This window comes from Bifidobacterium angulatum DSM 20098 = JCM 7096 (assembly GCF_001025155.1).
Taxonomy (GTDB): Bacteria; Actinomycetota; Actinomycetes; order Actinomycetales; family Bifidobacteriaceae; genus Bifidobacterium; species Bifidobacterium angulatum.
This window is the reverse complement of record NZ_AP012322.1, coordinates 1,324,384-1,338,535: the sequence shown is the minus strand read 5'-3', so window position 1 is coordinate 1,338,535 and position 14,152 is coordinate 1,324,384. Positions and strand designations below refer to the sequence as shown.

Genomic DNA, 14,152 nt, shown 5'->3' with positions numbered 1-14,152 from the left:
TTGTCCATTTTCCGCATGCCTGCGGTGTGCTCCTATGGCCGGGGTCTGAGCCGCCTGCCATTGTTGCGCGTGGCATGAGGTAGGCTGGGACGCATGGAATTCCCAGAGATTTTCGATCAGGTATGCGCGCGCGCCGATGCCGCGGCCAAAGCGCAGTCCACACTTGCCCGCGCCACCACCGACGCGAAGAATGCCGTTCTGCTCGCCATCGCCGACGCGCTCGACGCCAATGCGGAAGTCATCGCCGAGGCCAATGCCGCGGATATGCGCCAATCTCGTGCCGACGGCATGGACGAGGGCAAGCTTGACCGTCTGCGATTCGACGTGGATCGTGTGAAGGCCGCTGCAGGAGGCGTGCGTCATGTCGCGTCCCTGCCTGATCCTGTCGGCCAGATCGTGCGCGGTTATACGCTGCCCAATGGCATGCGCCTGACGCAGACCAGAGTGCCTATCGGCGTGATCGGCATGATCTATGAGGCTCGTCCGAACGTCACCGTGGACGTGGCGAGCCTGTGCCTGAAGTCCGGCAATGCGGCCATGCTGCGTGGCGGTCACGCCGCGGAGAGGACCAATGCCGCCACGCTTGGCGTGATCGGCGAGGTGCTGCAGGCTCACGGGTTCGACAGCGCGCTGGTGCAGTCCGTGGACGATTTCGGGCGTGATGGCGCGACGGCCATGATGCAGGCCCGCGGGCATATCGATCTGCTGGTGCCGCGAGGCGGGCGTGGACTGATCCAGGCGGTTGTCGCCAATTCCAAGGTTCCGGTTATCGAAACGGGCGCTGGCAATGTGCATATCTACATGGATCGTGCGGGCGACCCGGCCAAGGCCATTCCGATCATCATCAACGCCAAGACCCAGCGTATCGGCGTGTGCAATGCCGCGGAGAAGCTTATCGTGCATGCGGAGGCGGCGGAACGTTTTCTGCCGCTCGCAGCCGCGGCGCTGATGGAAGCCGGCGTCGAACTGCATGCCGACGAACGCGCCTATGCGATCATCGATGCCATGCCGGATCATGATCCGCAGCTGCTGAAGCACGCCACCGACGAGGATTGGGACACCGAATATCTCGCCTTGACCATGGGCGTCAAGATCGTTGATTCGCTTGATGAGGCGATCGAGCATATCAACAGGCATTCCACCGGTCATACCGAGTCGATTGTCTCCGAGGATTATGCGGCCATCGAGGAGTTCACGGGGCGTATCGATTCCGCGGTGGTAATGGTGAACGCCTCCACGCGCTTCACCGACGGCGGCGTGTTCGGCTTTGGTGCCGAGCTGGGCATTTCCACGCAGAAAATGCATGCCAGAGGCCCGATGGGTCTTGCGGAGATGACCACTACGAAATGGATTGGCTATGGGCAAGGACAGGTGCGCGCATGAGCGAGACAAGCAAGCCGAATGAATTGAACGCATTGGATGAGATCGAGCGGAACAGGCCGGGTGCCAAGGCCTCCGACGGCTGCATGAGCACGCCTATCGAGCAGCTGCGCCCCGATATGGATTTGAGCAATCCGCGCTGTGTCATGAAAATCGCCTCGGAACGGCTGAGCATCGTCCGCTACGTGTTCCTGGTGCAGATCGAGGACGGCATCGCCACGGCGGCTCAGCGTGCGTCGCTCGAATATGCCGACGCCGTGCTGATCGGCTGGCCTGAGGAGGATGCCGAAGGCATCGTCGATCTGGACGATGAGCAGTTCGCCATGGTGCGCAAGCATATGGAGCTCATGGAGGAGCACATCGCCAAGTTCGCCGCGTTCGAACGTGCGGGCGACGTGGACACTATGACCGACACCCTCATTCGCATCACCGAGCGTGTCGCCGAGGTGCGTCGCATGTATCAGCCTGATTTCCCGCTGCCCACGTTCGCGGAGATCCGTCGCGTGGTGCAGGACGAATGGGATGAGGATATGGGCAAGATCGATCCGAAGGACGGCAGTCCGACCGCCGAGGAGATCGAGCGTGAACGTGACGATCAGGATCGCGAGGAGCGGCAGGGGGAACGTGCATGACGCCCCCATCTGATGAGCGTCGCATGTCCGATTTGTCGGAGGAGGCGATCGAGGTCGGCGCCGCGACCGCCGTGGTTACTTCGGGCAATGCCCGCCGTTCGGCTCGTGGCAACTGGCATGTGCGGCCGCGCGTCGGCATTATGGGCGGCACGTTCGATCCGATTCATAATGGGCATTTGGTGGCGGCTTCCGAAGTGGCGTGGGTCTACGATCTGGACGAGGTGATCTTCGTGCCGACCGGGCGCCCGGTGTTCAAGCTCGACAAGAACGTCACCAACGCCGAAGACCGGTATCTGATGACGGTGATCGCCACGGCCTCCAATCCGAAGTTCACCGTGTCCCGTGTCGACATCGACCGCCCGGGCATCACCTACACCATCGATACGTTGCGCGATCTGCGGGCGCAGCATCCGGACGCGGAGTTGTTCTTTATCACCGGCGCGGACGCGGTCGCGGAGATCATGCAGTGGAAGGATGCCGACCGCATGTGGGATCTTGCCCATTTCGTGGCCGTCACACGTCCGGGGTATTCCTCTCCGGCAGGCGTCAAATTGCCGGAGGGCAAGGTCGACACGTTGGAGATTCCGGCGTTGGCGATCAGCTCGACCGACGTGCGCAGGCGTGCCCGGCACAGCGAGCCTGTCTGGTATCTGGTTCCGGACGGTGTGGTGCAGTACATCGGCAAGCACGGCTTGTACCGCGAGTAAGCCGGTTCCTCGCATAATGATCCGTGGCGTGCCGCAGCGGTTCACGACAATATGCGATCCCATGTGTCGTGATTCAGCATGAATCCTGCCGAGGCTCGGTTGCGGCTAGTGGGCCAGGCCCATCTGATATTTCAGCGTCAGCACGCGTTCGGCGCTGCGTGTCACCTTGGCGGCGAATGCGGCGTCGGTTGTGGCCTTGGCGTTCAGACCGTCGAGAATCGGTGTGACATAGTCCGCCGCTCCGATGCAGGCGAGGTCACCGCCAGCCTCCACCAGTCGCACGCCCAACTGGTCGGGGGAAATACCTCCCAATGCCGCGGCGGACAGCGAGTCCGAGGTCACCACGCCCTGATATCCCTGCCGGGCACGCAGATAGCCGTCGATGATCGTGGGGGAGAATGCGGCCGGGGCGCTTGCGTCAATGGCCTGATAGGTGGCGAGTGACATCATCACCATGGCCGGTTGCGTGTCGGTGATCACCGTGCCGAACGCGTTGACCACGTCACCGTCCAGCACGGTGGTGGTGTCGAGGATCCCGTCCGCGGTGAAATCGGTATTGCCCGTCACCGAGCCGAGACTGGGATAGTGTTTGATCGAGGTTGCCACGCCGGAATCCCGCATGCCCAGCACGAAGGCGCTGGCGTGTGCGGCATTGCCCGCGGCGTCCAGCCCGAAGTCGCGGTTCAGCGCGCCGATTGGCGCATTTGATGCGCGTGGCACGGTTACGGTGCCGACCACCGGTGCCAGGTCGACGTTGATGCCGGCCTGTGCCAATTGATTCCCCCAGACGGCCGCCGACTGGCGCAGCTGATCGGTGCTCATCCGTCCTTGCTCGACCGCACTGGGCATGGTGGAGAATCCAGAGCCTTGCAAGTGCTGGACCAGGCCGCCCTCCTGATCGGTGGTCATCAGCAGCTTGATATTCGCCGGCGCATAGGATTGCAGGGCGTCGGTGGCCTGCCGCACGCTGGCGACGCCGTTGTTCCAGTTGCCGATGATAAGCACCGAGCCTACATGCCTGTCACGGATCGTGCTCGCCAGACTCGAAGGATCGGTTCCCGCGTTGAGGGGAGCCATGACCAGCTGCCCCACGCGCTCCTCCATGCTCATCGCCGCAACCGTGCGCTTCGCCTTGGCGGCAGGTGTTATGTCCGGTTGCGGAGCGGCCGACCGCCGTAACGTGTCGAGGTGCGATGCCGTCGTTGCCGATTGCGGGGAGCCTGCCGGGTTTGCGGTGTTGTGAACGCGCACCCATACCAGTCCGAGGCCCGCGATCGTGGCGATCATCGCGATGGCGGTCAGTGCGGCGATGATGCGCAGAGCGCGTGTGATGCGTCGGTCGCGTGCGGTGGAGACGGTGGTCATGAATGGTCCCTCCTCAAGTGTTCCCATCCGAGAATACCCGAGGTGCCGGGCGTGCGGTGGTTCCGCGCTTGCATGTTCGCCGTGCCTGCACGGATGCGCGCCCGGCCTGCGCACGTATTGGTCGATGCGTTGATCGGCGTATCGATCGGTGGAATGCCTCGCGGATTTCAGTTCCCAGCGAACATCGGTCGCACTCTGCACCTATCTGTACTCTTGGAGACATGTCCTTCTTTGATATGTTCGGTATGTTCGATCCGGATTTCGATCCGCGCAATCCGAACCGTAACCGTAAAAACCCCAACTCCAATCCCAATGATGACCCGATCGTCGTCAATATCGAAACCGATGGCGACGATGCCGGTTCCGGTGCGCCGAACCAGCCGGGCTCCCGCAACAGCAGGCCCAATATGCCGCGTATCACACGCAAACCGGCCCAGTCGGGCGGGCAGGGGACGAAGATCCTCATCGGCGTGGTTCTCGCACTCGCCATTATCGTCGGCTTGTTCTTCGGCTTGTCGCGTTTCATCACCGATCTGATGTGGTACGGCCAGCTCGGCTTCCAGTCGGTGGTGTGGACGCAGCTCGGCGTGAAGATCGGCCTGTGGGCCGCTTACGCGCTGGTGACCGCCATCGTGGGCTTCGTCGCGGCATGGCTCGCCATTCGCGCCCGCCCCGCCGCCGCGGACGGCTCCGGCGTCCGTGTGAACAACAATGTGGTCGAGATCACGCAGTCCTTCAGTTCGAAGCATGCCCGCCGCGTGGCCGTGGCGGTTTCCGCGGTGGTCGGCGTGGTGTTCGGCGCGCGGTTCAACGTCGATTGGTCGCAGGTGCTGCTCATGTTCAACGCGCAGCCGTTCGGCACCAAGGACCCCCAGTTCGGCATCGACAACGGCTTCTATGTCTTCGTCCTGCCCGGCTTGAAGCTTATGGTGTCCGCACTGTCCACGCTGCTGCTGGTCGGCCTGGTGTTCTCTGTCGTGACCCATGTGATGATGGGCGCGGTGCGCATCACCATGCCGGTCAATGGCCGTGGCCTGTTCTCCATCACCAAGCGTGCCCGCCGTCAGATCGCCATCTGGCTGATGCTGAACATGTTCGGCTGGGCCGTGCAGATCGCCCTTGGCGTGTTCTCCAGCCTTACCGCCGAAGGTTCGCGCATCACCGGCGCAACCTACACCACGGTCAACGCCACCATTCCGGTCACGTTCATCGTGGCTATCCTGGTCGCCGTGCTTGGCGTGGTGCTCGGCGTTTGGCTTATGCGCTCGCATGCGCTGGAGGGCAATGCCCCGATCGGCGTACGCGCCTCCGCTGCGCTCAAGGCATGGCGTACTCCGGTGATCGCCATCGCCATCACGGTCGTCGTGTCCATGGTGCTGACCATCGTCTGGCCGGCGTTGCTGCAGCGTTTCCGTGTCAACCCGAATGCGCAGGAGATGGAATCCACCTACATCCAGCGCAATATCGACGCCACTCACGCCGCCTACGGCCTGAGCAAGCTCAAGACCGAGCAGTACAAGGCCACCACCACGGGTAAGCAGGGCGCGCTTCGTTCGGAAAACGAAACCACCGCGCAGATCCGACTGCTCGACCCGCAGGTCGTGTCCCCGACCTTCAAGCAGTTGCAGCAGTCCAAGCAGTATTACACGTTTGCCGATTCGCTTACCGTCGACAAGTACAACATCGACGGCACCAGCCAGGACACGGTGATCGCCGCCCGTGAGCTCAACCTGTCCGGCAACGACAACCGCAACTGGGTGAACGATCACACCGTGTACACGCACGGCTATGGCGTCGTGGCGGCGTACGGCAGCCAGGTGACATCCGACGGCCAGCCGCGCTTCTTCGAATCCGGTATCCCCACGCAGGGCAAGCTTACGGAATCCGAGCACTACGAGCCGCGCATCTACTTCTCCCCGAATATGAGCGAATATTCCATCGTCGGCGCGCCGAAGGGCACCGCGGCATGGGAGTTCGACTATCCGACCGGTTCTCAGGGCGCGACCAACACCTTCAAGGGCAGTGGCGGCCCCTCCGTCGGCAACCTGCTCTCCAGGCTGCTGTATGCGATCCGTTTCGGTTCGGATCAGATCCTGTTCTCCGATCGTGTGACCTCCCAGTCCCAGATTCTCTACGACCGTTCGCCGCGCGAGCGTGTCGCCAAGGTCGCACCGTATCTGACGCTTGACGGCCGCGTATACCCGGCGGTGGTCGACGGGCGTGTCAAGTGGATCGTGGACGGCTACACCACATCCGACGCCTATCCGTACTCCCAGATGACCGAGCTTGGCTCCGCCACCCAGGATTCCACCACCGTCAGCTCCAGCACGGTCAAGGGATTGGGCTCCCAGAAGGCGAACTACATTCGCAATTCGGTCAAGGCGACCGTCGACGCGTATGACGGTTCCGTCGATCTGTACGTGTGGGACAACAGCGATCCGGTGATCAAGGCGTGGGAGAAGATCTTCCCGGGCCAGTACCATCAGCTTTCCGAGATTTCCGGCGATCTGATGAGCCACCTGCGCTACCCGGAGAACCTGTTCAAGGTGCAGCGCGAACTGCTCGCCCGCTACCATGTGACCTCCGCCAACCAGTACTATTCCGGCGAGGATTTCTGGCAGACCCCGGTCGACCCGACCGAATCGAAGCAGGCGCAGTCCGAAGACATCCTCCAGCCGCCCTACTACCTGACCTTGCAGACCGGCGGTACCAAGGAACCGGTGTTCTCGCTGACCTCCTCGTACATCCCCGCGGGCACCTCCACGCGTGAGATCCTTACCGGCTTCCTGTCCGTCGACTCTGACGCAGGTTCCACTGCCGGCAAGATCGGGCCGAACTACGGCACGATCCGATTGCAGGAGCTGCCGAAGGATTCGAACGTTCCAGGCCCCGGCCAGGCGCAGAACAACTTCAACGCCGACGCCGACGTGTCCAAGGAGCTCAACCTGCTGCAATCCGGCTCCACCAACGTGGTGCGAGGCAACCTGCTGACCCTGCCGTTGGGCGGCGGCCTGGTGTATGTGCAGCCGGTGTACGTGAAGTCTTCCGGCACTACATCGTTCCCGCTGCTCAAGAAGGTGCTGGTCGCGTTCGGCGACCAGGTCGGATTCGCCGACACCCTGGACGAAGCGCTCGATCAGGTGTTCGGCGGCGACTCCGGTGCGAACGCGGGGGACGCCGACCATGCTTCGGGCAATACGCAGGCTAAGAGCGGCACAACCGATACGGGCTCGTCCGGCGCCGGCCAGTCGCAGTCGGATGACTCCTCTGGCAAGTCAAGCGCCAAGGGCTCCAATACGTCCGGAGCGCAGCGCAGCCCCGAACTCCAACAGGCTTTGGACGATGCATCCCAGGCCATGCAGGATGGGCAGAACGCCATGAAGAACGGCGACTGGTCCGCTTACGGCGAAGCGCAGAAGAAGCTGCAGGAGGCGTTGAACAAGGCCGTCGAGCTGAGCAAGTAACCGGCTCGCTATGGCGCCCCGACCCTAGATGGTGGTCCATTGGGACGAAATCCACCCCGATTCCGTCCCAATGGACCACCATTTCCATATGCGGACACATGTCTACCGGCATACGGAACAGACTGGGATAATGATGCCGCTCGCCGTTCGCAGCGGCATGCCAAGCACCACGCAGAAGGAGAGATCCATGGAATACGCCTACAGGCAGGCCGCGGAATCGGATATTCAGGCACTGACCGACATCTACAATGCCGCGGTTGTCGTAGGCGGCTCATCCGCGGATATCGCCCCGCGCACCATCGAACAGCGCCGCGCCTGGCTCGACTCCCACAAAGCCCCCTATGCGGTGTTCGTCACCGAGGCGGTACGCGGCGACGGCACGCGCCAGGTCGTAGGCTTCAGCGCGTTGTCCGTGTTCTACGATCGTGCAGGCTACAACGGCGTTACCGACCTGGCCTACTACATCGCCCCCGAATGGCAGGGCAGGGGAGTGGGCACCTTCACGTTGCGCTCGCTGCTTGATGAGGCACGCAAGCGTCATATGCGCAAGGCGTGTGGCATCATCTTCGCCGACAACGCCGGTTCTATCGCGCTCATGCACCATTTCGGCTTCACGCAATTCGGGCTCATGCCGGCAGCCGCCACCGATTCCACCGGCACCATGCGCGATATGAGCTACTGGTATCTCGACCTGTAGAAGCCCAAAGCCTCAAGCCGGGCTAGGCGTCCGGCATTCGCCGGTTCGCCGGTCTTCAGGTGGCATGGGCGGCGGTACAATGATGCATTTGGGATGGCACGGTCGGCGGCAAGTGAACAAACGCCGGCCTGATGCCCATCGCGGCAACGCCCGCAGGAACGTAAGCAACGAACAACGAACACACGAGGTGGGGATATGGCGTCTGATTTCTGGCTGATCGCAGGTCTGGGCAATCCGGGCAGCAAATACGAAGGCACCCGTCACAACATGGGCTTTATGGCGGCCGACGTGCTGGCCGAACGCTGGTCGATCAACTTCTCCGACCACAAGGGGCTCGCACTGCTCGGCAAGGGCGTGATGAGCCTCGACGGGCGCAGCCAGAAGTTCTTCCTCGCCAAGCCGCTCACCTACATGAACGAATCGGGCAACGCGGTGGCATCCATCTGCTCGTACTATCAGATCGAACCCGACCATGTGATCGTCATCCACGACGACATGGATCTCGACTTCGGGCGCATCAAGGTCAAGGCAGGTGGCTCTGCGGGCGGGCACAACGGCATCAAATCCATCGACCGTTCGCTGGGCACCCCGAAATACGCCCGCGTGCGTATGGGCGTGGGCCATGCCAAGCGCGGTGCCAACGCGCACGACAACACCGTCAACTGGGTGCTTGGCGGTTTCGGCCCCGATCAGCGCAAGCAGCTGCCGGACTTTCTCGCAGACGGCGCGGATGCCGCCGAGGAGATCATGTTCCACGGGCTCGCCAAGACCCAGGAGAAGTTCAATGGCCGCTGAACCGCAGCCGCAGGGGGTTTCGACTGCGAGAACGAACGGCAGGCCGGCCGATCCGATGAATGCGAGCCTTACGGGGCTGCTTGACGCATTGCGTAACGACGCCGCGTTCGCATCCGTGGCGGACGGCACTGCCGAACCCGCCGAAGACGACATCGACGCATCCCTTATCGTCGGAGCCCCTTCGGGCATTCGGCCGGCTTTGGCTTCCGCCATTGCGTCGAACGGGCATACCAGCCAGGTCGTGGTCATCGTCTCGTCCAGTCGTGAAGCCGAGGAAACCGTCAACGCCCTGCGCTCCTGGTATGCAGGCGATCCTTCCGACATCGCCCATCTCGAAGCATGGGAGACGCTGCCGCACGAGCGTCTGAGCCCAAGGGCCGACACGGTTGCGAGCCGTATGGCGGTATTCCGCAGGCTCAAGCACCCCGACCCTGCCAATCCCATGTTCGGGCCGATCCGCATGCTGGTCATGCCGGTGCGTTCGCTCATCCAGCCGGTTGTCGCCGGTCTTGGCGATGTGGAGCCGTTGGTGTTCGTCAAAGGCGAGGAACTGCCTCTCGACGAGGCTGTGGAGCGTTTGGTGCGCAATGCGTATACCCGCGTCGATCTGGTGATGAACCGTGGCGAATTCGCGGTGCGCGGCGGTATTCTCGACGTGTTCCCGCCCACCTACCCGCATCCGGTGCGCATCGAGTTCTTCGGTGACGAGATCGACGAGATCCGGGAATTCCATGCCTCAGACCAGCGTACATATGGCGATGGTGTCGATACCATCTGGGCCACGCCCTGCCGTGAACTGCAGCTTACCGACGCGGTGCGCGCTCGCGCGAAAAGCCTGATCGGATCGATTCCCAATGCCGAAGACATGCTGGAATCCATCGCCAACGCGATTCCCGTGGAGGGAATGGAGTCGCTGATGCCGGCGTTGGTCACCGATATGGAGCCTGTGGCGGACATGCTCGACCCCCGCGCCGTCATCGTGCTCAACGATCCGGAGAAACTGCGCCGTGCCGCAGCCGATCTGGCGAAAACGGCGAATGAGTTCCTCGCGGCAAGCTGGCATGTGGCGGCCTCCGGCCATGGTGGAGCCCCCATCAGCTTCGATGAGGCGAGCTTCCTTGATTTCGATGAGGTAATGAGTTCGCTGGGCTATTGCAACCATACCGTCATCGAATTCACCGATTTCAACGTGGATACCGGTCGTACCGGTCGCGTGCAGATCTCAGCCAAGAACCCCGCCGAGTTCCGTGGCGATGGGAGTCGTGCCGCGGCGGGTATCGAGGGGCTGATCGACGACGGCTACTCGATTACCGTCACCGCGGCGGCGCAAGGCACTCTGGCACGACTCAAGCGCGCCATCAACGAGACGGGCGTCGCCAGTTTCAGTACCGTTCGCTCCGCCGCCATAGACGGCTTCGTCGACATGGACGCGAAGATCGCACTGCTCACCGAACGCGACCTGACCGGGCGCACGAGTGTTGCGGCCCAGGCTAAAACGCCGAAGCGCCGCCGCAAGGCCATCGACCTGATGGAACTCAAGACCGGCGACTATGTGGTGCACGAGCAGCATGGCATCGGCCGTTTCATCGAGATGCGCCAGCGCACGGTGGGTACGGGCGAGAACAAGGCCACGCGTGAATACCTTGTCATCGAATACGCGCCCAGCAAGCGTGGCGCGCCTGCCGACAAGCTGTTCATTCCCACCGATCAGCTCGACCTGGTGAGCAAATACATTGGTGCCGAAGCGCCGAAGCTCAATAAGCTTGGCGGTTCCGACTGGGCCGCCACCAAGGCCAAGGCGCGCAAGCATGTGCGCGAGATCGCCGACGACCTGGTGAAACTGTATTCCGCACGTCAGCGCACGCCGGGCTTCGCCTTCAGTGCGGACACTCCGTGGCAGAAGGAGCTTGAGGACGCCTTCCCGTATCAGGAGACCGCCGATCAGCTCACCACCATCGACGATGTCAAGGCCGATATGGAAAAGCCGCGCCCCATGGATCGCCTGATCTGCGGCGATGTGGGCTTCGGCAAAACCGAGATCGCCGTGCGCGCCGCGTTCAAGGCGGTGCAGGACGGCAAACAGGTGGCAGTGCTTGTGCCCACCACGTTGTTGGTGCAGCAGCATTACGAGACGTTCACCGAGCGTTACGAGGGGTTCCCCGTGAACGTGGCGGCAATGAGCCGTTTCCAGAAGCCCAAGGAGATCAAGCAGACCATCGAGGATCTTGCGGCCGGTACCGTCGACGTGGTGATCGGCACGCATAAGCTGCTCAATCCGAAGATCAAGTTCAAGGATCTTGGCCTGGTCATCATCGACGAGGAGCAGCGGTTCGGCGTGGAGCATAAGGAGACGCTCAAGGCGCTGCGCACGAATGTCGATGTGCTGAGTCTTTCGGCCACGCCTATTCCGCGTACGTTGGAGATGGCCGTGACGGGCATCCGCGAGATGTCCACGCTGGCCACGCCTCCGGAGGATCGTCTGCCGGTGCTCACCTATGTCGGCGCCTATGAGGATGCGCAGGTGACCGCCGCCGTCCGGCGTGAGCTGTTGCGCGGCGGGCAGGTGTTCTACCTGCATAACCGTGTGGAGGACATCGCCTCCGTGGCCGACAAGATCCATAATCTCGTTCCCGAAAGCCATGTCGGCATCGCGCACGGCAAGATGGGCGAGAAGCAGCTTGACCAGGTGATCCGCGATTTCTGGCATAGGGACATCGATGTGCTGGTGTGTACCACGATCATCGAAACCGGTCTTGATATTTCGAATGCGAACACGCTGATCGTCGATCATGCCGACCGTTTCGGCTTGAGCCAGCTGCATCAGCTGCGTGGGCGTGTGGGTCGTGGCCGTGAACGCGCCTACGCCTACTTCCTGTACGATCCGTCCAAGCCCATGACCCAGCAGTCGCACGACCGCCTGGCCACCATCGCGCAGAACACGGCGCTCGGCTCCGGTTTCGACGTGGCGATGAAGGATCTGGAGCTGCGTGGCACCGGCAATTTACTTGGCGACCAGCAGTCCGGGCATATCGAAGGCGTCGGCTTCGACCTGTATGTGCGCATGGTCTCCTAGGCCGTCGAAGCATACAAGGAGCCCGATAAGGCGGCCGAGCCGGTGGCAGTGTCGGTGGATCTGCCGATCGAGGCTTCGATTCCGGTGGAGTACATCGATTCCGACAAGCTGCGCTTGGAGGCGTATCGCAAGCTTGCCGCCGCCCGTAGCGAAAGCGACCTGGCGGCATTGCGCGAGGAGCTGACCGATCGTTATGGCAAACCGCCTGAGCAGTTCGATGCGCTGTTCGACGTGGCGCGCATCAAGTTCAAGGCGCGCAAGATGGGTGTCAGCGAGATCATCGCCCAGTCGAACCGTGTGCGCATCGGGCGTATCGATCCGGCGGAATCCGTGCGTATGCGCATGTCGCGAATCTACCGCGGATTCCAATACCGGCCGGTCACCCATCAGCTCATCGTCCCGGCTCCGTTCGCCGGTTCGCTTGGCGCAAAGCCCATGACGGGCGATCAGATTGTACTATGGGTGAACCAATTGCTCGATGACCTGGCATGGACGCCCAAGCCGCGTCGCTAACACGCCGTCTTCGGGTGCTGTACTTCGTCCATCAATCCCATTATTCTTGGCAATGACATCACAACCTAGCGTTTTAAAGGAGTAGTTGTGGCTGCAATTGAAAGCGTGTACGCGCGTCAGATTCTTGATTCCCGTGGCAACCCGACCGTTGAGGTCGTGCTTGATACCGAAGACGGTGCTCAGGGCCTGGGTCTGGTTCCGTCCGGTGCTTCCACTGGCGAGGCTGAGGCTTGGGAGCGCCGCGATGGCGACAAGTCCGTCTACCAGGGCAAGGGTGTTCTCGACGCTGTCAAGGCAGTGAACGAGGAGATCGCTCCGAAGGTCATCGGCATGGACGCTGCCGACCAGCGTGCTCTCGATGATCTGATGATCGAGCTCGACGGCACCCCGAACAAGGGTCGCCTGGGCGCCAACGCCATCCTCGGCGTCTCCCTGGCCGCTCTGTACGCCTCCGCCGAGTCCGCAGGCATGCCGCTGTACCGCTACATCGGCGGCACCAACGGTCACATCCTGCCGGTCCCGAACATGAACATCATGAACGGTGGCGCTCACGCTGACTTCGCCACCGACATCCAGGAGTACATGATTTCCCCGTACGGCTTCGACACCTACTCCGAGGCTCTGCGTGCAGGCGTTGAGGTCTACCACACCCTGAAGAACGTCCTGAAGAAGGAAGGCCTGGCCACCGGTTTGGGCGACGAGGGCGGCTTCGCTCCGAAGATGAAGTCCAACAAGGACTCCCTGAACTACATCATGGACGCCATCTCCGCCGCCGGCTACGAGCCGGGCAAGCAGATCGGCATCTCCCTGGATGTCGCTTCCTCCGAGTTCTACAACAAGGAGACCGGCAAGTACCACTTCGAGGGCGACGACCGTGAGGCTGGCTACATGCTCGACTTCTACGAGAACCTGATCAACGAGTACCCGATCGTCTCCATCGAGGATCCGTTCCAGGAAGAAGGCTGGCAGGACTGGGCCGACATCACCGCTAAGCTCGGCGATCGTCTGCAGTTCGTCGGCGATGACCTCCTGGTCACCAACCCGAAGCGTCTGGCCAAGGCCATCGAGATGGGTGCCGCCAACTCCCTGCTGGTCAAGCTGAACCAGATCGGCACCGTCACCGAGACCCTGGACGCCATCGAGCTGGCTACCGCCAACGGCTACACCTCCATGGTTTCCCACCGTTCCGGCGAGACCCCGGACACCACCATCTCCGACCTGGCTGTTGCTAAGAACACCCGCCAGATCAAGACCGGTGCCCCGGCTCGTGGCGAGCGTATCGCCAAGTACAACCGCCTGCTCGAGATCGAGGAGGAGCTCGGCTCCACCGCTCAGTACGCCGGCTACAGCGCTTTCAAGGCCTGCAAGAAGTACATCGCCAAGTGAGCGTAACGCGTAGAGCGTAATACACGAACACAGAAGGGGCGAGGCACTGGTATGGTGCTTCGCCCCTTCTCGTATATGCAAAGTGGCGTATTGCCGGCGCCGTATCATCGGTGCAATGGTGGTCGTATTCAATGCACGGT

Annotated in this window: 8 protein-coding genes and 1 pseudogene; 8 read left to right on the top strand and 1 reads right to left on the bottom strand. The window is 62.2% G+C overall.

The window, feature by feature from the left end:
* The first annotated feature begins 93 nt into the window (after positions 1-93).
* The 3 genes from BBAG_RS05470 to nadD all read left to right on the top strand — a co-directional run bounded on the left by BBAG_RS05470 (position 94) and on the right by nadD (position 2,719).
* Complete coding sequence (locus tag BBAG_RS05470; RefSeq protein WP_003826842.1) at positions 94-1,383, top strand: glutamate-5-semialdehyde dehydrogenase; 1,290 nt, start codon at positions 94-96, stop codon at positions 1,381-1,383.
* Positions 1,384-1,466: 83 nt separating this feature from the next.
* The gene (locus BBAG_RS05465; RefSeq protein WP_047750270.1) at positions 1,467-2,012 is read left to right on the top strand and encodes a hypothetical protein; all 546 of its coding nucleotides are present in this window, start codon (positions 1,467-1,469) and stop codon (positions 2,010-2,012) included.
* The gene (gene nadD, locus BBAG_RS05460; protein WP_033508407.1) at positions 2,009-2,719 is read left to right on the top strand and encodes a nicotinate-nucleotide adenylyltransferase; all 711 of its coding nucleotides are present in this window, start codon (positions 2,009-2,011) and stop codon (positions 2,717-2,719) included. The genes BBAG_RS05465 and nadD overlap by 4 nt, the downstream gene beginning before the upstream one ends.
* Positions 2,720-2,824: 105 nt before the next feature.
* Here the strand turns inward: nadD and BBAG_RS05455 are convergent, their stop codons facing one another.
* A complete protein-coding gene (locus BBAG_RS05455; protein ID WP_033508405.1) occupies positions 2,825-4,084 on the bottom strand; it encodes a glycoside hydrolase family 3 N-terminal domain-containing protein in 1,260 nt (419 codons plus the stop codon).
* A gap of 221 nt (positions 4,085-4,305) precedes the next feature.
* On the opposite strand from BBAG_RS05455, the gene BBAG_RS05450 reads away from it, so the two are divergent.
* The 5 genes and pseudogenes from BBAG_RS05450 to eno all read left to right on the top strand — a co-directional run bounded on the left by BBAG_RS05450 (position 4,306) and on the right by eno (position 14,012).
* A complete protein-coding gene (locus BBAG_RS05450; RefSeq protein ID WP_003826838.1) occupies positions 4,306-7,548 on the top strand; it encodes a UPF0182 family membrane protein in 3,243 nt (1,080 codons plus the stop codon).
* A 187-nt stretch (positions 7,549-7,735) separates the two neighbouring features.
* Complete coding sequence (locus BBAG_RS05445) at positions 7,736-8,245, top strand: GNAT family N-acetyltransferase (RefSeq protein ID WP_033508484.1); 510 nt, start codon at positions 7,736-7,738, stop codon at positions 8,243-8,245.
* A 195-nt stretch (positions 8,246-8,440) separates the two neighbouring features.
* Complete coding sequence (gene pth / locus BBAG_RS05440) at positions 8,441-9,040, top strand: aminoacyl-tRNA hydrolase (RefSeq protein ID WP_003826835.1); 600 nt, start codon at positions 8,441-8,443, stop codon at positions 9,038-9,040.
* 55 nt (positions 9,041-9,095) lie between these two features.
* A pseudogene (gene mfd, locus BBAG_RS05435) lies at positions 9,096-12,626 on the top strand (transcription-repair coupling factor).
* A gap of 87 nt (positions 12,627-12,713) precedes the next feature.
* Positions 12,714-14,012 (top strand): phosphopyruvate hydratase, encoded by a 1,299-nt coding sequence (gene eno, locus BBAG_RS05430; protein WP_003826833.1) that lies wholly within the window; start codon positions 12,714-12,716, stop codon positions 14,010-14,012.
* Positions 14,013-14,152 lie beyond the last annotated feature (140 nt).

Bases quoted from the DNA above. Each gene is read 5' to 3' on its own strand.
- BBAG_RS05455 (WP_033508405.1), bottom strand. From the start codon at position 4,084: ATGACCACCGTCTCCACCGCACGCGACCGACGCATCACACGCGCTCTG.
- BBAG_RS05450 (WP_003826838.1), top strand. From the start codon at position 4,306: ATGTCCTTCTTTGATATGTTCGGTATGTTCGATCCGGATTTCGATCCG.
- BBAG_RS05445 (WP_033508484.1), top strand. From the start codon at position 7,736: ATGGAATACGCCTACAGGCAGGCCGCGGAATCGGATATTCAGGCACTG.
- BBAG_RS05465 (WP_047750270.1), top strand. From the start codon at position 1,467: ATGAGCACGCCTATCGAGCAGCTGCGCCCCGATATGGATTTGAGCAAT.
- pth (WP_003826835.1), top strand. From the start codon at position 8,441: ATGGCGTCTGATTTCTGGCTGATCGCAGGTCTGGGCAATCCGGGCAGC.
- nadD (WP_033508407.1), top strand. From the start codon at position 2,009: ATGACGCCCCCATCTGATGAGCGTCGCATGTCCGATTTGTCGGAGGAG.
- BBAG_RS05470 (WP_003826842.1), top strand. From the start codon at position 94: ATGGAATTCCCAGAGATTTTCGATCAGGTATGCGCGCGCGCCGATGCC.